19 protein-coding genes are annotated in these 23,227 nt (G+C 67.2%); 10 read left to right on the top strand and 9 right to left on the bottom strand.

Features of this window, described 5'->3' with window-relative positions; translation table 11 throughout:
• Positions 1 to 98 precede the first annotated feature (98 nt).
• Positions 99 to 566, bottom strand: a complete 468-nt coding sequence (locus tag MQH31_RS14535; protein ID WP_243012655.1) for a hypothetical protein — start codon at positions 564 to 566, stop codon at positions 99 to 101.
• 270 nt (positions 567 to 836) lie between these two features.
• Here MQH31_RS14535 and MQH31_RS14530 point away from each other — a divergent pair, with 270 nt between their 5' ends.
• The 3 genes from MQH31_RS14530 to pgi all read left to right on the top strand — a co-directional run bounded on the left by MQH31_RS14530 (position 837) and on the right by pgi (position 5,000).
• Positions 837 to 1,046, top strand: a complete 210-nt coding sequence (locus MQH31_RS14530; protein WP_243012654.1) for a hypothetical protein — start codon at positions 837 to 839, stop codon at positions 1,044 to 1,046.
• Between the two features lie 7 nt (positions 1,047 to 1,053).
• Positions 1,054 to 3,132: an FtsX-like permease family protein gene (locus MQH31_RS14525; RefSeq protein WP_243012653.1), complete on the top strand. Its 2,079-nt coding sequence runs from the start codon at positions 1,054 to 1,056 to the stop codon at positions 3,130 to 3,132.
• 140 nt (positions 3,133 to 3,272) lie between these two features.
• The gene (gene pgi, locus MQH31_RS14520; RefSeq protein ID WP_243012652.1) at positions 3,273 to 5,000 is read left to right on the top strand and encodes a glucose-6-phosphate isomerase; all 1,728 of its coding nucleotides are present in this window, start codon (positions 3,273 to 3,275) and stop codon (positions 4,998 to 5,000) included.
• A gap of 54 nt (positions 5,001 to 5,054) precedes the next feature.
• On the opposite strand, the gene arr is transcribed toward pgi, so the two are convergent.
• Together arr and MQH31_RS14510 are read right to left on the bottom strand one after the other, a co-directional pair.
• On the bottom strand, positions 5,055 to 5,483 hold the full coding sequence (arr, locus tag MQH31_RS14515) for an NAD(+)--rifampin ADP-ribosyltransferase (RefSeq protein ID WP_243012651.1): 429 nt from the start codon (positions 5,481 to 5,483) through the stop codon (positions 5,055 to 5,057).
• Between the two features lie 63 nt (positions 5,484 to 5,546).
• Positions 5,547 to 6,374, bottom strand: coding sequence for a helix-turn-helix transcriptional regulator (locus MQH31_RS14510; protein WP_243012650.1), 828 nt, complete (start codon positions 6,372 to 6,374; stop codon positions 5,547 to 5,549).
• A gap of 85 nt (positions 6,375 to 6,459) precedes the next feature.
• On the opposite strand from MQH31_RS14510, the gene MQH31_RS14505 reads away from it, so the two are divergent.
• From MQH31_RS14505 to MQH31_RS14495, 3 genes are all read left to right on the top strand, one after another.
• The gene (locus MQH31_RS14505) at positions 6,460 to 7,140 is read left to right on the top strand and encodes an SDR family NAD(P)-dependent oxidoreductase (RefSeq protein WP_134534547.1); all 681 of its coding nucleotides are present in this window, start codon (positions 6,460 to 6,462) and stop codon (positions 7,138 to 7,140) included.
• 142 nt (positions 7,141 to 7,282) lie between these two features.
• Positions 7,283 to 8,170 carry a helix-turn-helix transcriptional regulator gene (locus MQH31_RS14500; protein ID WP_243012649.1) on the top strand — a complete coding sequence of 296 codons (888 nt, stop codon included), beginning with the start codon at positions 7,283 to 7,285 and terminating at the stop codon, positions 8,168 to 8,170.
• Positions 8,171 to 8,204: 34 nt separating this feature from the next.
• Positions 8,205 to 9,221, top strand: a complete 1,017-nt coding sequence (locus MQH31_RS14495; protein WP_243012648.1) for an aldo/keto reductase — start codon at positions 8,205 to 8,207, stop codon at positions 9,219 to 9,221.
• A gap of 150 nt (positions 9,222 to 9,371) precedes the next feature.
• Here MQH31_RS14495 and MQH31_RS14490 read toward each other — a convergent pair whose 3' ends face one another.
• Positions 9,372 to 10,013 carry an NADPH-dependent F420 reductase gene (locus MQH31_RS14490; protein WP_243012647.1) on the bottom strand — a complete coding sequence of 214 codons (642 nt, stop codon included), beginning with the start codon at positions 10,011 to 10,013 and terminating at the stop codon, positions 9,372 to 9,374.
• A 70-nt stretch (positions 10,014 to 10,083) separates the two neighbouring features.
• On the bottom strand, positions 10,084 to 11,205 hold the full coding sequence (locus MQH31_RS14485; protein WP_243012646.1) for a baeRF11 domain-containing protein: 1,122 nt from the start codon (positions 11,203 to 11,205) through the stop codon (positions 10,084 to 10,086).
• A gap of 187 nt (positions 11,206 to 11,392) precedes the next feature.
• On the opposite strand from MQH31_RS14485, the gene MQH31_RS14480 reads away from it, so the two are divergent.
• Complete coding sequence (locus MQH31_RS14480) at positions 11,393 to 12,382, top strand: potassium channel beta subunit family protein (RefSeq protein WP_243012645.1); 990 nt, start codon at positions 11,393 to 11,395, stop codon at positions 12,380 to 12,382.
• 149 nt (positions 12,383 to 12,531) lie between these two features.
• On the opposite strand, the gene MQH31_RS14475 is transcribed toward MQH31_RS14480, so the two are convergent.
• Positions 12,532 to 15,090: a putative bifunctional diguanylate cyclase/phosphodiesterase gene (locus MQH31_RS14475; protein ID WP_243012644.1), complete on the bottom strand. Its 2,559-nt coding sequence runs from the start codon at positions 15,088 to 15,090 to the stop codon at positions 12,532 to 12,534.
• Between the two features lie 159 nt (positions 15,091 to 15,249).
• Positions 15,250 to 15,693: a VOC family protein gene (locus MQH31_RS14470; protein WP_243012643.1), complete on the bottom strand. Its 444-nt coding sequence runs from the start codon at positions 15,691 to 15,693 to the stop codon at positions 15,250 to 15,252.
• A 314-nt stretch (positions 15,694 to 16,007) separates the two neighbouring features.
• Between MQH31_RS14470 and MQH31_RS14465 the strand changes: the two genes are divergently transcribed.
• From MQH31_RS14465 to MQH31_RS14455, 3 genes are all read left to right on the top strand, one after another.
• Positions 16,008 to 17,027, top strand: a complete 1,020-nt coding sequence (locus MQH31_RS14465) for an ABC transporter permease (RefSeq protein WP_134534540.1) — start codon at positions 16,008 to 16,010, stop codon at positions 17,025 to 17,027.
• A gap of 85 nt (positions 17,028 to 17,112) precedes the next feature.
• Positions 17,113 to 18,225, top strand: a complete 1,113-nt coding sequence (locus MQH31_RS14460; RefSeq protein WP_134534539.1) for a substrate-binding domain-containing protein — start codon at positions 17,113 to 17,115, stop codon at positions 18,223 to 18,225.
• Between the two features lie 97 nt (positions 18,226 to 18,322).
• Positions 18,323 to 20,869 (top strand): ATP-binding cassette domain-containing protein, encoded by a 2,547-nt coding sequence (locus tag MQH31_RS14455; RefSeq protein WP_243012642.1) that lies wholly within the window; start codon positions 18,323 to 18,325, stop codon positions 20,867 to 20,869.
• 79 nt (positions 20,870 to 20,948) lie between these two features.
• Here the strand turns inward: MQH31_RS14455 and MQH31_RS14450 are convergent, their stop codons facing one another.
• Positions 20,949 to 21,827 (bottom strand): NAD(P)-dependent oxidoreductase, encoded by an 879-nt coding sequence (locus MQH31_RS14450; protein WP_243012641.1) that lies wholly within the window; start codon positions 21,825 to 21,827, stop codon positions 20,949 to 20,951.
• Between the two features lie 4 nt (positions 21,828 to 21,831).
• Positions 21,832 to 23,208 carry an NADP-dependent succinic semialdehyde dehydrogenase gene (locus tag MQH31_RS14445; protein WP_243012640.1) on the bottom strand — a complete coding sequence of 459 codons (1,377 nt, stop codon included), beginning with the start codon at positions 23,206 to 23,208 and terminating at the stop codon, positions 21,832 to 21,834.
• Positions 23,209 to 23,227 lie beyond the last annotated feature (19 nt).

Raw genomic sequence — 23,227 nt, 5'->3', positions numbered from 1 at the left:
TCCGCACCAACAGGGCCTGGGGTGTAGTTCATTCCTGAAGCGGCACGGATCCAGCGGGGACAGTCCCGACACTTCAGGCGGCAGATTGGCGAATCTCCCTAGCCAGCTGCGTCGACCTGACGCAGTTGCGTGCCCACGATCAGAAAGAAGACGCCGAGCCCGCCGGCGAAGGCGCTGACCCCGTACGCGAGCACCGACGTCAGTAGCGAGGTGCGCAGCGACGCCCCCGTTGACAGCGCCGCGCTCTGTTTGCGCAGCTCGACTGCCTCGTCGCTGCTCGCATCAACACCTCTCAGTGCCGCACTGATGTCGGCGAATGTGCGCCCGCCTGCTCCGCGCTCGGCATTGCCCTTGATGACGAGCGCTTCGACGTAGGCCGTCACCGGACCCTGCACCGGCTTGCCCGCGAGAATGGGGGCATTGCCGGGCACTGTGATCTTTTCGTCGCGGAGTTGCTTCGTGACCGTGATCCACGCACCTGCTCCGACCGCGACGAACAGCGAACCGGCCGCAATGGTCAGACCTGCGGTGCGGCGAAGTGCGAATGCAGTGGGCACTGACGACATCGATCATCCTTTCGTGGAGCGGAACACTCGAGTGTCACACAGTTCTGCATGTCACCTCTCAGCGGAACTCGCTGGACGCGAGTCGTCCGACTGGTCAACAGGATGCGGACGGGAAGAAGCAGCGAATCGCACGGTCTCGTACGCGTTGCGGTCCATTCGAATCGACGACGAGAGAGTATCCTCGCAATTATCCCGTGTGAACTGGATATTTTCCTCGGCTGGCGACGGCCACGATGCCAAGTTGTGAATGGCGATCAGGACGGCGTGCACATGCCCAAACCCTCCGGAACGGCGAGGCCCGCGTGGCAACGCCACCTGGACATCCCGTACGTGCAGGGCGTCGGGCTGGTCATCCTGGGACTCTTCTCCCTCTCCCAGGCCGCAGGAAATCTCTGGATCGTGCTGATCGCCGCGGTGATGTTCGCTCTCGCTGCGGCGGGGATGTCCGTTCATTCCGTGAATCGCAAGGCTGGTCGGTAGGTTCGACATGAGCACCGCACGGCTGGCATTGCGGATCGCACTCCGTGAAGTGAAGCGTGAGGTGGCGCGAACCGCGCTGATCGCAACCCTGATCGCGATTCCGGTCAGCATCCTCGCCGTTGGCAGTGTGGTGCTCCAAAGCCCCGGAGCGCCTCGGCTCACGGATCGGGGTATCGCCGCCGGGGCGGAGGGCGGTGTCCTCGTCCTGGTGCTTGCGTTCGTGGTCGGTTTGGTCTGCCTGCTCGCCGGCTCGGCCTTCCTCGTCGCGGCACAGGCGCAACAGCGGTCGCTGGGCATCGTCGCGAGTGTCGGCACGAGCCGTGCGGTCCTCGTCGCGATAGTGAGCCTGACCGGCCCGCTGATCGGCGGGCTCGGAGGTGCTGTCGGAGCGCTGGCGGGTACGGGCATCGGGTGCGTGCTCGTCACGACCTCCGGCGGTGAGCCGTCGGTCTCGGCGCTCCTCATCGCTGTGCTGATCGCCTTCGCCGCCGGTCTCGGCTGGCTCGCGGCCCTGCCTCCCGCCTTCGCTGCCTCCCGACCGGACGTGGTGATGGCCATTCGCGGGAGCACCCTGCCCGCACCTCGCCCGCGGCATCTGGTCCTCAGCGTCGTCTGTTGCGTGGGCGGCGGCATCGTCGCGCTGGGTTCCGGCATCCTCGGCGTCAGTGCGCGGCAGTCGGCAGCGGGCACGTTCCCGTGGCTCAGTGCCGTCACAGGTCCCGCACCCTTCGTGGCGGCGATCGTGCTGCTCACTGGTGCCATCACTGCGACGCCTTTCCTCCTCCGGCGCTGGGGCGTCGCATCCGGGAAATGGGGACTTGCCGCGCGGATTGCAGCGCGCGACGCCGACCGCAATCGAGCGCGCCACCAGCCGGTCATCGCCGCGATCATGGGCACGACGTTTCTGGCGGTCTTCGTGCTGTGCTCCCAGGGCACCGCGGACGCCACCAACCGGGTCACGTATCCGTATCTGATGATGCCGGGCGGTGTGCAGGCGGCCCTGATCTCCTACCCGGGAGAGCAGAACACCACGTTGGGTCCGACTCTCGCCCCAGGAACGGATGCCGACGGTCTTGCGAAAGCCGTCGAGACCGTGTTCGCGGACCAATTGCCTGTCGGTCGCCTGACCATCGTCGAGACCGCCCGGACGGCCGCGATGGATGGCACCGTGAAGCGGATGTCGGGGGTGCTCATGCCCCCTGCCAACCGGTGCACGAGTGATGCGCCCGGGAACGACCGGTTCACGCCGCTCGCCCCGGACCCGCACTGTCGGGACTGGTACACCGCGGGACATGAGGTCGGTGCTGTTCCTGCGGACATCGTCGTCGACGACTCATCGACTCTCGCGGCGATTCTCGGCAGGGAGCCGAGTCCGGCAGCCCTCGCCGCCCTGGACCAGGGCGAAGCCGTGGCCCTGCACCCGCAGCTCGTCGACGCTGACGGGTCGATCGAACTCGCCGTGTCGGGCGGCTCCGCGACGAGCGGGCTGAAGTCCGTGCACCTCGAGGCGGTCCTCGCGGACGTGACTCCTGTGCTCCCGTACGGAGTGGTGATCTCCCGGGAGACGGCCGAGCGTCTGGGGCTCCCCACCGAGCCCAGCCAGATCCTCGCGACAACGACTCGGAACCCCACGAACGCGGAACTGCGCGCACTCGCCGACGGGCTGGCAGGCATCCCGGGAGCCGCAGGGCTCGCAGCATATTTCGAGGCCGGTCCGGCCGAGGACGGTGCGTCCGCGTGGCTGACGCTCGTCTCCAGCCTGGCAATCGTCTTCGCTGCCGCTGTCGTGGCCATGACCCTGGCTCGAACGGAAGGTCGTCGCGATTCGCAGACGCTCCACTCCATCGGGGCAGCTCCATCGACGCTGCGCACGGTCGCAGCATGGCAGGCGTTGACCGTGGTGGGGACCGGGACGGCCCTCGGGACGGTCATCGGTCTGGTGAGCGTGTTCGCGATGGATCTCCCCGGGTCGGGTAGTGTATTCGCCCCACCCTGGGCTCTGCTGGTCATCGTGGCGGGCGCAACGCCGCTCGCCTGTGCGGCGGGCGCCTGGTTGCTGACGCCGTCCCTCGCACGACACCCCTGATGCATGAGACGAGCGCCACCGAGACGGCTTGCCGAAGCGTTCCACCGTCGTCGAACACGGTCATAGGCTTGTAAGCGGTCCGCCTCGCTGAATTGCGGGAGTCGCGGGCGATTTACCGATCCATAGTCCAGGAGGAATCCATGACCGAATTCGCCCCCGTTGATCCCACGTCCACCGACGCGTGGAGTCAGCTCGCCGGCATCGCCGAGGGATTCTCGCCTGATCTCCGCGAGTGGTTCGCCACCGACCCGGGACGAGCCGGTCGCTATACGTTTCAGGCGGGGGACCTCACCGTCGACCTGTCGAAGAACCTCCTGACGGATGAGATCCTGGCCCAGCTCCTGCAGCTCGCACAGGACGTCGACGTCCCCGGCCGTTTCAGTGCCATGATCTCCGGCGAACACATCAACGTGACCGAAGACCGCGCGGTTCTCCACACCGCCCTCCGCCGCCCGAAGGACGGCGTGGGCCTCGTGCCGCCGGCCGGCTTCGTCGTCGACGGTGCGGACATCGACGCCGACGTGCACGCCACCCTCGACAAGGTCTACGCATTCGCCGACAAGGTGAGGTCCGGCGCGTGGACCGGTATAACCGGCAAAGCCATTAAGACCGTCGTCAACATCGGGATCGGCGGGTCCGACCTCGGCCCCGTCATGGTCTACGAAGCACTGAAGCCGTATGTTCAGGCGGGCCTCGAATGCCGCTTTGTCTCCAACATCGACCCGACGGATGTCTACGAGAAGACGGCGAACCTCGACCCGGAGACCACTCTCTTCATCGTCGCCTCCAAGACGTTCGGCACCCTCGAGACGCTCACGAACGCCCGCCTCGCCCGCGAGTGGCTCTGGAACCAGCTGCTCGCCTCCGGCGCCATCGCGGACACCGACGCCGCCCGTTCCGACGCCGTCGCCAAGCACTTCGTCGCCGTGTCGACCGCCCTCGACAAGGTCGCCGCCTTCGGCATCGACCCGGAGAACGCGTTCGGCTTCTGGGACTGGGTCGGGGGCCGCTTCTCCATCGACTCCGCCATCGGGACATCCGTGGTCGTCGCCATCGGCCCGGACAACTGGCGTGCATTCCTCTCCGGCTTCCACACCGTCGACGAGCACATGCGCACAGCGCCCCTCGAACAGAACGTGCCCGTCCTGATGGGCCTGCTCAACGTCTGGTACTCCAACTTCCTCAAGGCCCAGAGCCACGCCGTGCTCCCGTACGCGCAGTACCTGCACCGCTTCCCGGCCTACCTCCAGCAGCTCACGATGGAATCGAACGGAAAGAGCGTCCGCTGGGACGGGACCCCCGTCACGACCGACACCGGCGAGATCTTCTGGGGCGAACCGGGCACGAACGGCCAGCACGCGTTCTACCAGCTCATCCACCAGGGCACACGCCTGATTCCGGCTGACTTCATCGCCGTCGCGAATCCCGCCCACCCGCTGAAGGACGAGACGGGCGACGGCGCCGCCGTCGAGCCAGGCCAGGACGTCCACGGGCTGTTCATGGCGAACTTCTTCGCCCAGACCAAGGCGCTCGCCTTCGGCAAGACGGCCGCGGAGGTGCGGGCAGAAGGCACCGATGAGTCCGTGGTTCCGGCTCGCTCGTTCAGCGGGAACCGTCCGACCACGTCGATCCTCGCGCCGGCCCTGACTCCGAGCGTCGTCGGCCAGCTCATCGCGCTCTACGAGCACATCGTGTTCACCGAAGGCACGATCTGGGGCATCGACTCGTTCGACCAGTGGGGCGTCGAACTGGGAAAGCAGCTGGCGCTTCAGGTCGCTCCCGCCGTCGACGGGGATGCGGACGCTCTCGCGGCCCAGGACTCCTCGACGAAGGCCCTGATCTCGAAGTACCTCGAGCTGCGCAACTGAGGCGCCCGGGTACGTCACGCGCGGTGACGTACCCGGTGCGGGGCCCTGGTGCTCCTAATCGTCGATGACCGCGAGGCCCCGACGCTTCAGCTCGGCGAGGCCGTCGCGCATGGCCTGCAACCGATCGGGGGAGTGTCCCGTCCAGTCCATGAGCTCGCCGACAATCGTGACCGGTTCCGTGGTGCGGTACGACCGGGTCGGGTTGCCGGGGAACTTCTTGTCCGTCACGTTGGGGTCGTCTTCGAGGGCACCCGTCGGTTCCACGATGTAGATGCGGCCGCGGCCGTCTCCCGCGGCCAGTTCGGCCCCCCACGTCGCGGCATCCAGTGTCGCCGTCAGGTAGACGTAGTTCGTCGTCCGTCCCGCCTCGAAGTTCGAGCCGCGCCCGGGCACCAACAGGTCCCCCACGGCGAGGTTCGCTTTCGTTCCGTGGAACAGGGCCCCCGATTCGTGGACTTCGAAGGGCCTGGGTTCATCGGTCATGCGCACTCCCTGAGACGTCGATTCACGACCGTAGCCCGACCGACCCCGGGTGACAACAGGGCATCAGGCGAAGGTCCGGATGGCGCTCACCTTCAGCAGGTCGAGCCTGGCGGCATCCGCTGAGCCGGGAACCACGGTGTACACGACGATCTTCAGGTCGCCCCCTGGGATGGCCAGCACATCGCAGTCGAAGGTGATCGGTCCGACGAGGGCGTTCTGCACGGTCTTCCGGGACTCGCGGTGTTCCCCGAATGTCGCCGAGCTCCACAACCGTTCGAACTCGGCCGAGGTCGCGCGCAGGTCGGCGATGAGATCGGAGAGCGCGGTGTCGTCCGGGTACCGGGTCGAGGCCACGTGCACGTCGGCGACGAGGTCGCGGTGGAACTCGGCCAGATGCTCTGGGCTGTGCTCGACGAACGACGGGCCACCGGCGAACCGGTTCCAGAGCAGGTTGGAACCGCGTCCCGCCGCCCGAACCTCACCGAACAAGGTCTGCCAGAGGTCATTGACCAGAAGGGTGTCCCACGCCGCGGAGAAGACCGCAACCGGCACTTCACTGAGCCGGTCGACGATGTGCTGAACTCCCGGCGTCACGTGCCGGGGGACCATGGTCTTCGTCGGCACCGCCACTCCCCCTATCCGGAAGAGGTGGTCCCGTTCGTCGTCGGTGAGGCGAAGCGCGCGGGCGAGGGAACCGAGCACCTGCGTTGACGGATGCGTGGCGCGGCCCTGCTCGAGACGCACGATGTAGTCCACGCTGAGGTTGGCCAGCATCGCGAGCTCCTCACGGCGCAACCCCGGAGAACGTCGGTCTCCACCGGAGGGCAGTCCCGCCTCGACGGGAGTGATTCGGTCGCGCCAGGCGCGGAGCAGGGAAGCGAGTTCTGGCATGGCTCCACTCTGGCCTTCCTGGCTGGACGGCGGGTGGTACTGACAGTGCCAGCAAGTGTCGCGGCCACGACCGCAGGCTGGATTCATGACAACAACACTCATCACCGGCGCCAACAAGGGCCTCGGACTCGAAACCACGCGCCGTCTCCTCGAGGCCGGCCACACGGTCTATGCGGGCATGCGCGACCTCTCGAAGGGAACGGAGGCCGCCGCACTCGGTGCCCATGTCGTGCACCTGGACGTGACGAATGACGAGTCGGTAGCATCCGCCCTCGCCTCACTGCCCGCACTGGACGTACTGATCAACAATGCCGGGATCGTCGGCTCGCACGCCGGAGTCGACGAATTCGGTGCGGAGGACCTGGCCGCGGTCTTCGACACCAACGTCTACTCGATCGTGCGTGTCACCAGGGCCGCCCTGCCGCTGCTGAGGGCGTCCGGCAACCCCGTGATCGTCAACGTCGCGAGTGGCCTCGGGTTCCCGCGTTTTGTCACAGACCCCGCCCGCGTCGAATCGACGATCACCGGCCTCGGCTACATGACGTCCAAGGCCGCGGTGATCATGCTGACCCTTCAGTACAGCAAAATGCTGCCGTCCATGCGGGTGAACGCGATCGATCCCGGCTACACGTCCACAGATCTCAACGGTCACAGCGGACACCAGACCGTGACAGAGGGCACGGATGCCGTGATCGCGATGGCGACAATCGATGCAGCCGGTCCGAGCGGATTGTTCAGCGACCGCGATGGTGTCATCGTCTACTGACGTCACGGGCGGACGAGGTTCTTGGGCGGATCCGTCAAACGTGTGACCAGCACACTCCTTCGTGTGGGAGCGCGAGAGGCCATGTCATTCCGGGTACTGGCAGGGCCTCCCAGCCGCCACGGATGTGACGTACCGTTTTGTCGTGGACAACAAGACCGACATCCGTGACTTCCTGGTGACGCGGCGGGCGCGCATCACACCCGAACAGGCCGGACTGCCGGACTACGGTGGGACGAGGCGCGTCGCCGGACTCCGCCGCGAAGAAGTCGCGATGCTCGCCGGAGTGAGCGTGGACTATTACGTGAGGCTCGAACGCGGCAACCTCGGCGGTGTCTCCGAGGGCGTTCTCGAGGCCCTGATCCGCGCTCTCCAGCTGGATGAAACCGAGCGGGCACACCTCTTCGACCTGGCCAGGACGGCCAATGCCTCCGTGGGGACGCGGCGGCGACCGACCGCCAGTCGGGTTCGCCCTGGCGTCCTCAGGCTGCTGGATTCGATTGCCGCACCCGCCTGGTTGCGCAACGGGCGGATGGACATCCTCGCGACCAACGCTCTGGGCCGCGCGCTGTACGCGCCGGTCTTCGACGGCCCGTTGACGCCCCCCAACACCGCACGGTTTGCGTTCCTCGATCCGAGGGCGGTCGATTTCTGGCCCGACTGGAACCTGATCGCGTCCGGCGTGGTCGCGACGCTCCGGGCGGAAGCGGGGAAGAACCCGTATGACAGGGGCCTGACCGATCTGGTCGGCGAGCTCTCGACACGAAGCGAGGAGTTCCGCATCCGCTGGGCCGCCCACGATGTCTATCAGCACACGTCGGGGGAGAAACGACTCCATCACCCCGTTGTCGGGGACCTCGAACTCACCTACGAGGCCATGCACCTCGTGACGGACGAGGGTCTCACTTTGCTCGTCTACGGCGCAGAGCCGGGATCGAAGTCCGCAGACGCCCTCGGCCTTCTGGCGAGCTGGGCGGCGACAGTGGTGCGGGAATCTCTCGCCATGCCGATCGATGAGCACCACGCGGGCTGAGCAGCACTCAGCCGCCAACGAAAGGAAGAACCCGATGGACTACCGACTTCTGGGACGCACCGGAGTAGAAGTGAGCCCGCTGTGCCTGGGCACGATGATGTTCGGCCCCTGGGGCAACCAGGACGTGGACGACTCGATCCGCGTCATCCACCACGCCCTGGATGCCGGGATCAACTTCGTCGACACCGCCGACGTCTACTCCGGGGGCGAGTCCGAGGAGATCGTCGGGAAGGCGCTCACGGGCCGCCGCGACGATGTCGTCCTCGCCACGAAGTTCTTCATGCCGATGGGGAAGGGCCCGAATCAGGGTGGCGGGTCGCGCAAGTGGATCATGCAGGCGGTCGAAGGCTCGCTGCGCCGCCTGGGCACCGACTACCTCGACCTCTACCAGGTGCACCGCCCGAGCGCCGTGATGGACGTCGACGAGACTCTCGGCGCACTGACCGACCTGGTCAGGCAGGGCAAGGTCCGCTACATCGGCTCATCGTCGTATTCCGGCAGCCAGATCGTCGAGGCGCAGGTCGCCGCTCGCGACCGGAACCTCGCCCGCTTCGTCACCGAACAGCCGCCCTATTCGCTCCTCGTCCGCGGCATCGAGCAGGATGTCCTGCCCACCACACTCCGGTACGGCATGGGCACTCTCACCTACAGCCCGCTCGCCGGCGGGTGGCTTTCCGGCAAGTGGCGCACGGACGCCGCCCCCGTTCCCACCTCGGCGGCGCGGCCGAGCGCCCGGTTCGACATGACGAGCGTCGCGAACCAGCGGAAGCTCGAGGTCGTCGACGCCCTGGCCCGGGTCGCCGACGAGGCCGGGCTCACCCTGATCCAGTTGGCGATCGCGTTCGTGATCAACCACCCGGGAGTCACCTCGGCGATCATCGGCCCGCGCACGATGGAGCAGCTCGTCTCGCAGCTTCCCGCCGCCGACGTGACGCTCTCGACCGAGGTGCTCGACCGGATCGACGAACTGGTCGCCCCCGGCGTCACCCTGAACCCCGACGACAACAGCTACGGCGCGACCGAGCTCCTGCCGGCCGAGCGCCGCCGCTGACGGTCACGTCCCCGCAGCTCGGACCTTGCAGTCCGTGTCCGTGTCCGCGAGAGCGGAGTTTTGGCCCTTAAACCATGGGTTTAAGGGCCAAAACTCCGCTCTCGCGGTTGAGGCGGATGCGCAGGCGACCGACAGAGAGGCCGCTGACGGTCAGACCGTGCGCGGGGCCTTCGCGAGGTTCGCCTCGAGCTCGGCGGTGTTCTGGCGGATGACGTAGGCCGGGCGGTCGCGCTCGACACGCCAGCTCTCGGAGAGCGGGCCGATGTTCACGGTGTCGAAGCCGAATTCGTCGTAGAGCTTCGTGACGAAGTCGGAGGCATCGGCGAAGTCGGAAGCGGTCGCGAGCGCGCGCCGCGCCGGGTCGCCGGCGGGGTGTGCGTCTCCGGTGATGTCGACGGCCATGATGTGGTTGAAGCCCTTCGCCACACGGGAGGTGGGCAGGTGTGCCTGCAGCATGCCGGTCACGGTCGCCTCGCCCTTGTCGAGGGCGTCGATGTGGCCGTCGCGTTCGAAGTAGTAGTTGTTGGTGTCGATCACGATCTTGCCGGCGAGAGGCTCAACGGGCACGTCTGCGTAGGCCTTGAGCGGCACGGTGACGACGGCGACGTCGGCGGCCTCCGCGGCCTGCACTGCGGTTCCGGCCGTCGCCTTCTGGCCGAGTTCGGCCACGAGGTCCGCGAGGGTCTCCGGGCCGCGAGAGTTGCTGATCACGACGTCATAGCCGCTCTGGATCGCCTTGCGGGCGATCTGGCTGCCGATGTTTCCTGCTCCGATGATTCCAATTGTTGTCATGTTCCGCACAACGAGGTCCGGGCGGGAAATGTTCCCGCATCAGCGAAAAGTACGCGCCTGGCGAAATCGGTCACACGGCGAATCGGGTGATCGCCGCGGCCGGGCCGCCGCCGGGAACGTCGTCGGCGCGGACCGCGAGCACCCGCGCACCGGAGAGCAGGGCCCGGCGGGCGATCTCATCCACGACGCCGTAGTTGTGGGCGTCGTCCTCGTCGTCGAAGGTGATCGCACCGGATGCCTCGTCGACGTACCCGGGGATCTTCCGGTCGATGTCGACAACGAGGGTGTCGATGGCGCCGTAGGTGGCGGCACGGGCGATATCGCTGAGGTCGGTGGCGCCGCGCCCCTCGCTGAAGCGCGCCTCGATCAGATCGGAGAGTTCGCCGAGCTGGGCGGTGTAGAGCCGATCCAGCACGGGACGAGCGACGGCCGCGAGCTCCTCGGGCGTCCGTTCGTCCGGGTTTCCTTCGATGGTCGGGGCGGCGAGGAGGGGATACGCGCTGACACCGCGGAAGATGCCGTTCAACGGTTCCGCGGTGGCCAGGATGAGTGGCAGGCCCGAACCGGTCACGAGCGGCCTGATCGCGGCATCCACCGAGCGGGAATACTGGGCGAGGCGCACCTTCTGTCCCTCTGAGCCCTGGAGGCGCCCGGAGGGTGACCGGCCGCTGATCGACGGAAGACCGACGGCGCTCGCCGCGTCGGCAGGCAGGCCGGGCACATCGACGACATAGGCTCCCGCGTCCGGCGAGACCTCGACCAGCCGGGCCGCATTCTGCGACAGGGCGAGCACGAACGCCGTCTGCGGGAAGGTGATCGCCCGGAGCAGCGGCTTGATGTAGAGACGATCGGCCACCTCGAGCACGGAGGGCAGTACGTTGGGGACCCGAAAGGTCTGCAGGTGGCCCGAGTAGTGGAAGATCGCGAGCGACCGCGACAGGTAGGACCAGAACTGGCGGTCCTGGATGAGATCGGCGATCGCGTCCTCGAGTTCTTCGACGACGGCCCGTCCCGCCCCGGCCTCGGTGAGCTGGCGGGCGGCGGCCGCGACCTGGTTGCGGAGCTCGATCCGGGACGGTTCGGATTCGGTCGGGACCGGACTCGTGGGCAGATAGATCGACACGCAGAACGGTTCCCGTACGGCCGCCAGCTGGCGGATCGACGTTGGAGTGGGGATGTCTGTGTGCAGCATGTCTGGCCCGTGCCTTCCGGAGAGTCGGTGTCTGGTTTCTCGTGCGTCCCCCGCGACGACGACAGTGTAGCCCCGGCTCCGGAGGGCCGCGCGGCGCATCCGTGCAGCTGCGGACCGTAGTGTTCCAGTGAGGGTCCGATCGCCGCGACGCGTGGTGCGGGCCGATCACGACAGAGAGGGATTCACCATGGAGTATCGCCGTTTGGGCAAGTCCGGACTGCAGGTCAGCGAGGTCTCCCTCGGGTCGTGGGTGACGTTCGGCAAGCAGGTGCGCGAGGACGACGCGCTCGCGTTGATGACGCTCGCCTATGACTCGGGGATCAACTTCTTCGACAACGCCGAAGGCTATGAGGCCGGGGCCTCGGAGGCGCTGATGGGGGCCGCGCTGGAGAAGCTCGGCTGGGACCGTGATTCCTACGCCGTGTCGTCGAAGGTATTCTGGGGCGGATCGAAGCCCACGCAGCGAGGCCTGTCGCGCAAGCACGTGACCGAAGCCTGCCATGCCGCACTGAAGCGCCTGCGGGTGGACTACCTCGACCTCTACTTCTGTCACCGCCCGGACATCGATACGCCGATCGAAGAGACGGTCTGGGCGATGCACAACCTCGTGACGCAGGGCAAGGTGCTGTACTGGGGCACCTCGGAGTGGAGTGCCCAGCAGATCACCGAGGCGCACGCGGTCGCCCGGGCGCTGCACATCACGCCGCCGACCATGGAACAGCCGCAGTACAACATGTTCTCGCGCGACAAGGTGGAGGGCGAGTTCCTGCCGCTGTACGACACCTTCGGCCTCGGCACGACCATCTGGTCGCCGCTGGCCTCAGGGGTCCTCACCGGCAAGTACAACGACGGGGTCCCCGCCGACAGCCGGATGAACCTCCCTGGCTACGAGTGGCTCAGGGCGGAGTGGGAATCCGAGGCCGGGAGGGCCAAACTCGAGAAGGTCCGCAGGCTGGCGACCGTCGCCTCGGATGCCGGGCTGCCGTTGACGCACCTGGCGCTGCTCTGGTGCCTGCGCAACCCGCGGGTGTCGACGGTGATCCTGGGAGCGAGCAAGAGGGCGCAACTGGCCGACAACCTGGCCGCCCTGGACTCGAAGGCCGCTCTGACCCCCGAAGTGCTCGCTGCGATCGAGGAGATCCTCGGCAACGAACCATCCGCCCCGCAGCGGTACTGAGCTCACCCGCGGAATTCGCCCGGGGTTGTCCATGCGGCATGCCCCGGGCGGCGCTTGCCTGGCCTGACGCATCGACTTAGGCTGATCGACGTGCCGGAGGGCTGCGCCTGGACTCCGTGACGGTGCCACGGCCGTGCCTGTCCCTGGTGCTACGGAGTGCTCGGCGCCGGTTCGACCCTGCCGATCAGGTCCGGACCGAGCGCAGCGCCCGAAATGTCCGGCTGAGGCCGCGCGAAGAGGTAGCCCTGGCCGTACCGGCAGCCCATGTCACGGAGGATTTCGTACTGTTCGCTGGTTTCGATTCCCTCGGCCACGACGTCGAGTCCGAGGGAATCGGCCAGGTGCAGGATTCCCCGCACGATCGACTGATCCCGGTCGGACGAGACAAGGTCGTTGATGAAGGTCATGTCGATCTTGAGCAGATCGACCTCCAGGGAACGAAGCTGGGCGAATGAGGAATAGCCGGTCCCGAAATCATCGATGGCGAGGCGAACGCCGAGATCGCGCAGCTCGTCGAACGTGCGCGTCGCCGAATCCATCACGTCGATGACGGCGCTCTCGGTCAGTTCGAGCCAGAGCTGGCCGGGTGCCAGTCCGGACTCGAGAAGGGCCCGGCGCACCACCGAGCCGAAGTCCGAGCGCACGAACTGGCGCGCGGACACGTTGACGCTGACGGCTTGGTCGGGGCGGAGGGAGGTCGCCGCCGAACACGCCTGCTGCAACACGGTGCGGCCGATGTCCTTGATCAGCCCGGTCTCCTCGGCGATCGGGATGAAATCGCCCGGCGCAACGATTCCGATTCCCGGTCGCCGCCAGCGTGCCAGGGCCTCTGCCGCCGCCACCCGCGGGTTCTGCAGGTCGATGATCGGCTGGTACCAGGTCTCGATCTCTCCGCGGGCCACAGCGGTGCGCAGCCCGATCTCCGTGTCGACCCGGCGGCGGATGCGCCCGCGCAGGTCGTCATTGAAGACCTCGTACCGGGCGCGGCCCTGCTCCTTCGCGAGGTACATCGCCTGGTCGGCGTGCCGGAGCATGGTCTCGGCGTCCTCGGCGCCGAGACTGAAGGCGATGCCGATGCTGGTGTCTACCAGCGCGGTCTGGTCGCCGATCGCGATCGGCTGGGCCACGGCGGCCTGCACCGCCTGCGCGATCTGGCGCGCCTCTGCGGCCGTGCCGATGTCGGGACAGAGCACGACGAACTCGTCGCCGCCGATCCGGGCGACCGTGTCAGAGGCTCGCACCGCCGCGCGCAGCCGCACCGCGATCTGGGCGAGCACCGCGTCGCCGGCGTGGTGGCCAAGGCTGTCGTTGACGACCTTGAAACGGTCGAGGTCGATGAAGAGCACGCCGACCCCGCGGTGCGTCCTGGCAGCGAAGAGAAGCGCCTGGTCGAGCCGGTCGAGCAGGAGCAGGCGGTTCGGCAGGTCCGTCAGGGGGTCATGGTAGGCGAGGTGCTCCACACGTGCTTCGGCTGCGCGCACGGCGGTGACGTCGGTGACGCTCAGCAGATAGCCGGTGATGCCGGTCGCGTCGAGGATCCGGGTGGCACTCGCCTGCACCCATTTCGGCTCACCGATGACGGTCTGGAATCGGAACGTCGATTCAAAGGCGACCCCGTCCGCGATGGTGGTCCGCCACGCGTCGATCACCCGCTCCGCATCGTCGGCGTGGATGTTCCGGCCCCAGCCGTCTCCCCGTGCCGCCTCGACGCTCAGGCCGGTCATCCGCATCCACTGCTCGTTGGTCGTGACAACGCGGCCGTGTGCGTCGAATTGCACGATGCCGACGGGCGCGATGCGGATGAGCGCGTGCAGGCGCTCGGCCGTCCTGGCCAGTTCGCGGGTGCGGTCGTGCACCGCGTTCTCCAGGGTCGCATTGGCCACGGCGAGGGCGTCGAACGCGCCGTCGCGTTGGATGTCGAGCGCTCGCAACTGGACGGCCGCCATCCAGGCGATGCCCAGGACGAGCCCGATGGTCGATGCGACGAGGAGCGCTGTGCCCAGGTCCGTGTCGAACCAGCCCTTTCGCTGGGCCCAGAGCCGGAGCCACCCCAGAAAGAACGGGCCGAGAACGATGACGGGGAGGCCGCTTCGGAGCAGCCGGCCCGCACTCCGGTCGTCGCGGACCAGGGCGACCAGCCCGATATCCGGCCGTTCGACCAGGATGGCCGCTGCGATCGCGCTCACGCACAGGACGGAGAGCGTGGAGATATTCAACGGCCGACCGGCATCACTCACTGCCGAGACCCCGTACGCGGCGCTGAGGATGGTCAGAAGCACCAGCAGCAGGGTGAGGACAGCGAAGCCGGCGGTCACGGCGGCGCCGGCCACACCGCGGAGGCAGAAGGCGAGTCCGAGCAGCACCAGGGCGAGCGCGGTCCCGATCGCCATCCTGGGCGGTGTGTCGCCGAGGCGGAGCCCCGGCAGGAGAACGTCGACGCCCAGGCCCAGGCCGGAGGCGTATTCGGCGAGGGTCAGCACGCCGATGAGCGTCACGACGGCGCCCAGAGTGGTCGCGACCGCCGGCCGGTTGGAGAGGGCGAGCGCAACGGCGAGCAGGAGCAGCGCGACAATCGCCGTCGGCTTCATGACGTCGTGCGGCAACGCCGCCCCGGCGGAGAGATCGAGCGTGTACCACCGGATGAGTGAGCCCAGGGTCACCAGGGCAACGAGTGCGGAAACACCACGACCCCAGAAACTGACCCGCACCACCGCACTCCCTACGGCCGGGCATTGGTGCCTATCGCCACTTGAACAGTACTGGCTTCCGCTCTGGTCACGAACACGCAGCCCGTTTCCCGTCCGCGAAAGCGGGCGAATCGTCGCTTCACGGCGCTTATACCGACGGCTCACCCGCTTTCGCGAGGACTAGGGCGACTCCCAGATTTCCAGCTGAATGCCGTCCGGGTCGCGCAGGTAGGCCCATTTGGAACCGATCAGGGCACCGGAATCGAGAGTGACGGGCGGGGCGTTGAACACCGCGCCCTTCTCGGTCAGGTCCCGGTATGCCGCGTCGAGGTCCGACACCTCGAGACACACATGGGCGCTGCCGACATCGCCATTGCTGCGGTCGAAGTCGCGCCCCTCCGGGTGGTGGTATTCGAGGAATTCCAGGCGGGTGTTCCCGATCATGATCATCGAGAAGGCCAGGGCGGCATCCTCGACCTGGACGCTGCGGGAGAGAGCCTCGCCAGATCCCTCGCTGACGGGGCCCGGAGCGAGCCCGAACATCCGTGAATACCACTCGAACGAACGCTTCATGTCGCGCACCGTTACTCCGACGTGGTGCACGCCGAGAACCTGGAAGGCCATCTGACTCTCTCCTCTGCGTCCCCGCAGCGCTGCGGGTGGCGGTCGTTTGTTGCCGCTCGATTCACATTCTGCTGCGTCTGATGTGATCTGTACAGTGTCACTACACAGGTGTGCACAGTCAACGGTCACCGGATCGGTGGGGAATGCTTGCCCGCGCTGTGCCTGCGGAAAATAGATCGCACCCAGGCCCGCTGCGAGCCATTCCGAATTGTTACCGGCAACCACTTGTGAACAGCCCAGGACTTTTGTAAAGTGACGCTCAACACACACCGCGTGACATCGATGTTGCCCGGTGAGAATTGTTGGGAGAAAGCATGATCGACGCAACGGTGCGTGAGCCCGCGAAGCTACTCAGTTCGCGGCTTGTCGTCTCCAAGGGATTCGTCACCGTCGGCGTATCCACGGTTCTGCTCTTCGTCGTCTGCGCCCTGGTCGCTCCGACGAGCGTCTCTGGCGGGGCCGTGCTCGGGATGATCCCGTTCGCCGCGGTCCTCGCGATCGTCGGCCTCGGCCAGATGCTCGTCGTGCAGCAGGGCGGCATCGACCTCTCCATTCCCGGTGCAGTGTCCCTGGCCATCGTGATCGTGAGTCACGAACCCGATGGCGACAACAGCCGGCTGCTGCCCGCGGTCATCCTGGCCCTGGCATACGCGATCGGGGCGGGCCTGCTCAATGGCTTCATGGTCGGCCGTCTCGGGCTCAACTCGATCATCGCCACCCTGGGAACGAACGCACTCCTCTTCGGGGCCGTCCTGGGCATTTCCGGCGGCACGCCGCGCAGCACCACCAGCCTGCTGGCCGGAATCGCCGGCGGCCTGACCTGGGGCATCCCGAACTCGGCCTTCTTCGCTCTCGCCGCGTTGGCGATCGTGACCGTCGTGGTCAAGCGCACCGTCGCCGGGCGGCGTTTTGAAGCCGTCGGGGCGAACCCGCTCACTGCCCGTGCGACGGGCCTGCGCGTGACGATCCATCAGTCCCTGGCTTTCGTGTGGGCGCAGCTTCTGTACTGCCTGGCCGGAATCCTGCTCGCCGGCATCACCAACCAGCCCACCGCGTTCCAGGGCGACGCATACCTGCTGCCGGCGGTCGCGGTCGTCGTCCTGGGCGGGACCTCCCTGCTCGGCGGCCGCGGGTATCCGATCGCCACGGTGATCGCGGCGTTGTTTCTCAGCCAGCTCGACCAGTTCGTGCTGTCGCTCGGCGTGCCATACGCGGTGCGCACCCTCGTGCAGGCGGCAGCGCTCGCCGTGGGCGTTGCGCTGTACACGGTGGACTGGGCGGCGTTCCGCCAGAGGTTCATCCGCAGATCCCCCCGGATCGGCACCCCGGCATGACGCAACACACCGGGGACAAGGTTTTCGACGGAGCGGTCGAAATAGTGCGACAGAGGCGTCGCTCTCACAATGGAGGAAAGTAAACATGAAACGTCCCAAGAGTCTCGCAATGCTCGTCATGTCCCTCGCCGCCGCGTCGCTGGCGCTCGCGGGTTGCAGCGGAACGTCATCCAACTCGGGCTCCGGCTCGACGGCGGATGCCGGAACCTCTGTGGCAGGAGCACCGTCCTGGTGCGGTCCCAAGAAGATCTCCCTCGGTCTTCTCGACGGCTTCGGCGGAAACAGCTGGCGCCTGGTGACCACCGCGGCCGGTGCCGACGAGGCCAAGCTGTGCCCGAGCGTCACAAGCTATGAATACGCCGACGGCCAGGGCGACACCCAGAAGGCCATCTCGGACATCCAGGGCATGGTCGCCAAGGGCGTCAACGCGCTCGTCGTCTTCCCGGACGCCGGCCAGGCGATGCTGCCGGCCCTGCGCAGCGCGTACAAAGCGGGCGTCGTGACCGTTCCCTACCGGGTCGACCCGGGCGGCAAGGACGGAGTGGACTACGACGCCTGGATCGGCGCGGACTTCGTGACCGACGGCAAGAACTGGGGCAACTGGCTCAAGACCAACCTTCCCGACGGCGGCAACATCCTCTTCATCAGCGGCCCGAAGGGCAACAGCCAGGCGGTCGACGAGCTGAAGGGCATGAAGACGGTCATCACCGACTCGAAGTACGTCTTCATCGGTGAGACGCCCGAGGTCACGAACTGGGACCCGGCGCTCACCCAGCAGGTGCTCACCGCGGACATCGCGAAGTACCCGAAGATTGACGCGATCGTCTCCGACTTCGGTCCTTCGCTCGTGGGGGCCCTCCCGGCCTTCGCGAAGAGCGGACGGTCCGTTCCGGCCATCGTCACCTCTGACGGAAACTCCCTCGGGTGCTTCTACGCGGACAACAGCGCGACCAACCCGGACTTCAAGCTGATGACGGTCGCCACCGGAAACGACAACGTGCGCCTCGCCGTCGACTACGCGGTCGCGAAGGCGACCGGCGGCGTGCTCCCGACCGACACGGTCTTCAAGGCCCCGGCCTTCGAAGACTCCGTGAGCGGAAAGCCGAGCACGGTGCAGTGCAAGAAGGACCTGCCCGGTGACATCTACCTCTCGGCGAAGATGTCGCCTGAGGACCAGGCGGCCCTGCTCAAGAAGTAGGCCAACCGGTGCCGCCGTCGGGTCGGTCGCGACTGTCGCGACCGACCCGGCGGCTGGTTCGTTTCCCCACATTGCACAGACAGGAAAAGGTCAAACTGTGAACAACCAGGACACCGTCGACGTGACGACGCCGGACAAGGTCGAGCCCGCCGCCCCCGCAACCCTCGTGATGTCCAACATCTCGAAGCTCTACTCCGGCGTCGCGGCCCTCTCGGACGTTTCCGTCGAGATCCTGCCGGGCGAAGTCCACGCCATCCTCGGTGAGAACGGCGCGGGCAAGTCGACGCTGATGAACGTGGCTTCGGGTACTGCGCAGCCCGATGGGGGCAGCATCACCTTCGAGGGCACCCCGATCGGCGTGCTGACACCGGCCATCGCCGTGCAGCTCGGAATCGCGATCGTCCACCAGCATCCCGCAGTGCTCCCGGACATGACCGTACTGGAGAATCTGCAGGTCGCACTGCCCGCCGAGGTCCTCACGTCCGGCACGTCGCTGGAAGCCACTGCGACGGCGCTGCTCGCCGACGCCGGCCTGAGCGTGCACCTTCAGGATCGCGTGGAACTCCTGTCCGTCGCCCAGAAGCACCTGCTCGAGATCGCCAAGGCCCTTGCCCTCAAGCCGAAACTCCTCATCCTCGACGAACCGACCGCGCCCCTCGGCCAGGCATCCGTCGACCTCCTGTTCGAACGCGTGCGCCGGTCCGTGTCGAATGGAACGGCCGTGGTCTACATCACCCACCGCCTGGCCGAAGTCCGCGAACTCGCGGACAAAGTGACCGTGCTGCGGGACGGCCGCGTGCGGGGCAGTGCACGGGTGGTCGACATCACGGATGACGAACTGCTCGCGATGATCGTGGGACGCAAGCTCGAATCGACGTTCCCGCCCAAACACATCAGCTCGCCGGACGACGAGGCGAACTTCTCGATCAACGGGCTGAGCGGCTCTGGATTCGCGAACATCTCGATCAGCGCCCGTCCTGGCGAGATCATCGGCATCGCCGGGGTCGTCGGAAACGGCCAGAGCGAATTGATGCGCGCCCTCGCCGGTCTCGACTACTTCACGGGAACGGTCGCCATCGCAGGCACGACTCTGAACTCCCGGCAACTCCTCCAGGAGGCGGCATACATGCCCGCCGACCGGCACCGCGAGGGCCTCCTGATGTCCCTCTCGGTGCGCGAGAATGCCGCCGTCTCTGCGCTGGCGAAGTTCAAACGAGGCCCACTGCTCAGCCGCAAGCGCGAGCTGGGCACCGTCGCCGAGACGCTCGGTTCGCTCGCGGTGAAGGCCGCGTCGATGGATTCCGTCGTCTCCTCCCTGTCCGGCGGCAACCAGCAGAAGGTGGTCCTCGCGCGGGCGCTGCTCTCCGAGCCGTTGCTGGTCGTGGCCGATGAGCCCACACAGGGCGTCGACGTGGGTGCCCGGGCGGAGATCTACCGGATCCTGCGCGAGGTCTCGGCCTCCGGCATCCCCGTCGTGGTCGCGTCCTCAGACGCCAAGGAGCTCGAGGGTCTGTGCGACCAGGTCATCGTGATGTCGCGGGGGCACGCTCTCGAGGTGCTCCAGGGTGCTGCGATCAGCGAAGAACGCATGATCCACGCCGCCGTCCGCTCGACGACCCGATCCGTGTCTGTCGTCGCGGATGCCGAGGCCTCGAAGCACTCCGGGCTTCGTCGTTTCCTGCAGGGCGACTATGCGCCCGCGGTGCTCCTGGTCGGTGTCATCGCCCTGCTCGGGTCGTTCCTGTTCAGCCAGAACGCCCGCTATCTTTCCGACTTCAATATCTACTCTGTACTCACCCTCGTCACAGCCCTGGGCTTCATCGCCCTCGGTCAGACCATTTCGCTCCTGATCGGCGGCATCGATCTCTCCGTCGGGCCCCTGGCCGGGTTCCTCGTGGTGATCGGGTCGTTCTTCATCAACGATGACAAGTCCGTGCTGATGATCGTCCTCGGCGTCGTGCTGATGATCGTCGTGGCGGCGGTCGTCGGCGTGGTCAACGGATCGTTGATCAGGTTCGCCCGGTTCACCCCCATCGCCGCCACCCTGACCGTGTACATCGCGTTGCAGGGATTCAGCTTCCTGCTCAGGAGTTCCCCGGACGGGTACATCAACTCGACGGTGACCGGAATCATCGGGTCGCAGCTCGGGCCGGTTCCCGTTGCCTTCATCGTGCTGGTCGCCGCGACCCTCGTGACCGAGTACTGCCTGAAGAAGCGACGCTGGGGCTGGCGGCTGCGAGCGACGGGGTCCAATGAGGAATCGGCGCGCAGGAACGGCATCAACATCAACCGGACCGTCGTGCTCGCCTACGTGGCGACCTCCCTGTTCGCGTTCGTCGGGGCCGTGATGCTGATGGCGCAGATCGGGGTCGGCGACCCGGCCCAGGGCGTCGGGTACACGCTCACGAGCATTACCGCGGTCGTGCTCGGCGGAACGAGCCTGCTCGGCGGCCGGGGTACCTTCATCGGCACGCTCCTCGGTTCCATCCTGCTTGTCCAGGTGCTCAATGCGACGTCGTTCCTCGGGCTGTCCCAGATGTGGCAGTACCTGTTCCAGGGGCTGCTCATCCTGGTTGCGGCGATCGTCTACTCGGTCGCACGACGCAACAACAAGCGCAGGAAGACGTCCTTCGCGCTGAGGTAGGCCGCAGGGGCCCTGGTCCCTGGGATGCAGAACCGCCGGGCACGAATCGTGCCCGGCGGTTCGTCGTGCCAGAGAGGCATCAGTCCGAGGTGCTGAGCCCCCGCGTGATCTCGGCGATGGCCGACCAGTCCAGCGGTGCGAGGCCGGGATCGGCGAGCGCACGCTCGAACATGTCGCGCAGGACGGGCGCCGTCGAGAGCACCACGCCGCTGTCGGCAGCGGCCCGTTCCGCGAGGGACAGGTCCTTGAGGCCGAGCCCGACGGTGAAACCGGGCGGACTGTATGCCTTGCGGGCGATCAGGCTGCCGTAGCCCGTGTAGACGCTGCCCGTGAACGCGGCATCCGTCAGGATCTCGACGAAGGTCAGGCCATCGACGCCACCGTGTTCGACCAGTGTCAGCGATTCGGCGAGGGCCTGGAGGGCGTGAATGAGGGTGTAGTTCGCCCCGATCTTGACCAGGCTCGCCGTGCTCGGTCGCTCCCCGACGACCCAGGTGCGCTTGCCGATCGCGTCGAGCCAGGGCTGCGCCCTGGCGGTGGCGCTCTTCGTTCCCGCAGCGATCACGTTGAGCTTCCCGGCCGCCGCCACGTTGGACCGGCCGAGCACAGGAGCGGCCACATACTCCACTCCGGTGAGGGCGTGCAGCTCGGCCAGCCGGTCCGTGGCGTCGACGCTGAGGGTGGCGCAGTTGATGTGCAGGGTGCCGGCCGGTGCGCCCGCGAGGGACTCCGCGCTGAAGACGGCCTCGGCGGCCTCGTCATTGGCGAGCATGGAGATCACGGTTCCGACGCCGAGGGCGTCGGCGATGGAGGCCGCCCGGGTGGCTCCGGATGCGACGAGAGCGTCCACCGCGCCGGGTGACCGGTTCCAGACCCGCACCGAATGACCGGTCTCGAGGAGGCGGCCCGCCAGGGCAGAGCCCATTTCGCCGAGGCCGATGAAGCTGATGTCCGACATGCGCTCACGCCTTCCAGATCGTCTTGAGGTTGCAGAATTCCCGGATCCCGGCCGCGGCCAATTCTCGTCCATAGCCGGAGTCCTTGATCCCGCCGAAGGGGAGTTCCGGGTAGGACACGGTCATGCCGTTGATGAAGACGGCTCCGGCGTCGAGTTCCCGCGAGAACCGGTCTTGCTCGGCTGGGTCGGCGCTCCACACCGCCGAGCTGAGGCCGAACCTCGTCCCGTTGGCCAGGGCGATCGCCTCGCTCGCCGACGACACCCGGTAGACGGATGCGACGGGTCCGAAGGCCTCCTCCTGGTGGAGCCGCATGCTCCCGGTGATCCCGGTGAGCACCGTCGGCGGGTAGAACCAGCCCGGCCCGTCCGGTGTGGTGCCTCCGACGACGGCCGTCGCACCGTGGGCGACGGCGTCGTCGACGAGTTCGGCCAGCTCGTCCCTGCCGCTGCGGGTGGCGAGCGGGCCGACGTCGGTGGAATCGAGAAGCGGATCGCCGACCCGCAGGGCGCGCATCCGCTCGCTGAATGCGGCCACGAATTCGTCGAAGACGTCGGCGTGCACGATGAACCTTTTCGCGGCGATGCAGGATTGTCCGCTGTTTCCGGTGCGGGAGGTCGTGGCCACGGCAGCGGCGGCGTCGATGTCCGCGCTCGGCATCACGACGAACGGGTCGGAACCGCCGAGCTCGAGCACGGCTTTCTTGATGCTCTCGCCCGCGGTTCGGGCGACCGAGCGGCCGGCCGGCTCTGAGCCGGTGAGAGTGACGGCCTTGACGCGCGGATCCGCGATCACCGCGGCGACGGCCGATGCGTCGATCAGCAGGGTGGAAAACGCGCCGGCCGGGAACCCGCCCCTGGTGAACAGGGTGTCGAGGTACAGTGCCGACTGCGGCACGTTGGAGGCATGCTTGAGCACGCCGACGTTGCCGGCCATCAGGGCCGGTGCGGCGAACCGGATCACCTGCCACAGCGGGTAGTTCCAGGGCATGACCGCCAGGACGACGCCGAGCGGTTCGTAGCGGGCGAAGGCCGAGCTCGCGCCGACCGTCGACGGATCGGCCAGCGGCTCGTCGGCGAGGAACGATTCGGCGTGCTCGGCGTAGAAACGCATGTTCTTCGCGCACTTCTGCACTTCGGCGCGTGCCGACCGCAGGGTCTTGCCCATCTCCGTGGTCAGCAGGACCGCGACCGCCTCCACCTCTGACTCGAGGATCTCGGCCGACCGGATCATCCAGGCCGCCCGCGTGGAGAAGTCGGTGGAGCGCAGGGCGGAGACAGCGTCCTCCGCCCGGGCCAGGGCCCGCTCGACGTGTTCTGGCGAATGGGGCTCGAAGCTCCGCTCGGTGATTCCCGTGGTGGGATTGACGGTTGCGATGGCCATTGGATCTTCCTCGATTCGA

The sequence above is a fragment of the Cryobacterium zhongshanensis genome (assembly GCF_022760445.1).
Taxonomy (GTDB): domain Bacteria; phylum Actinomycetota; class Actinomycetes; order Actinomycetales; family Microbacteriaceae; genus Cryobacterium; species Cryobacterium algoricola.
This window is presented reverse-complemented; position numbering and strand designations above follow the sequence as displayed.